The 1,221-nt window shown below is 60.5% G+C and carries 1 pseudogene; it reads right to left on the bottom strand.

Going from position 1 to position 1,221, the window contains the following annotated elements:
* Window positions 1-1,202: pseudogene (tnpC, locus tag CO666_RS33375) on the bottom strand (IS66 family transposase); the annotation flags it as partial.
* Between the last annotated feature and the right edge of the window lie 19 nt (window positions 1,203-1,221).

Here is a 1,221-nt window from a genome sequence, read left to right as displayed (position 1 = left end):
CGCGATGTGGACGCGGACACGCTTCCAATGTTTACATACACTTAACGAAGGGGTGCATAATGAAACACGTCTCGCAAAGCCTCTGAGCGCTCGCTCTGCCGCATTATTCGTCAGGCAAATCCGGCCGTCCTGCAGAAATGATGTGAAGCCATCCCAGCGCTTGAGCATGTAGTCGATCGCCTCCGCCACCGAGAACTGCGTGAGAGCTTTGCCCGCTCGGTTTGAAGCCAGACCTGCAGATCATCGACGAGTGGCAGACAGTCTCTCCGGCGACGCTCCAGGCGTTGATCGGCCGTAAGCCCGTTGATCTCGCGCTCAATATCGAACAGGCCGTCGATCCGTTTGACGGCTTCGAGCGCCATAGGCGAGATCGGCGCGGCATTCTTTCCACGCTTGGCATTTGCGGCGATGTCGGCGAGCACGAAGAACTTACGCCGCGAGTGTGCCCAACAAAACGCCTGCCTTAGAGGATTTGGATCGCGATCAACCTTGAACAGCGGATTGTAGCCGCCATAGGCGTCCGCCTGCAGAATGCCGTTGAAGGTCTTCAGGTGGCGCTCCGGATGCTCCTGCCGTCGGTCCCGCGAGGCATAGTAAAGGGCCGCCGGCGGAGAGAGCCCTCCGAACGGCCGATCGTCCCGGACATAGGTCCAGATGCGGCCCGTATCGGTCTTTCCCTTGGCCAGGATCGGCACGGTCGTGTCGTCGCCGTGCAGACGTTCGGCAGCAAGGACATGCGCCTCGATCAGGGAGTGAATGGGCTTCAACGCCGCGGCACATGCTCCAACCTGATCGGCCAGCGTCGACAAGCTGAGGTCGACGCCCTCGCGGGCGTAGCGCTCGCTCTGGCGATTGAGCGGCTGGTGCTGGGCGAACTTCTCAAACAGGATCATCGCCAGCAGGTTCGGCCCGGCAAAACCGCGGGGTGTCACATGGAAGGGTGCGGGTGACTGCGTGATCTTCTCACACTCGCGGCAGGTGAACTTCTCCCGCACCGTCTGGATGACCTTCCACTGACGCGGGATGACTTCCAAGGTCTCGGTAATGTCTTCGCCAAGCTTCGACAGTTTAACCGATCCACAACAGGCGCAATTCGTGGGAGCGGCGATTACGACGCGCTCACGCGGCAGGTGTTCGGGAAAGGGCTTGCGTGACGGACGCTTGCGCTCGAAGGCTTTGACGGCTGAAGCTTTGACTGCGATCTCCGCCGCCAGTTCATCT

Source organism: Rhizobium chutanense, from assembly GCF_002531935.1.
GTDB lineage: Bacteria > Pseudomonadota > Alphaproteobacteria > Rhizobiales > Rhizobiaceae > Rhizobium > Rhizobium chutanense.
This window is presented reverse-complemented; position numbering and strand designations above follow the sequence as displayed.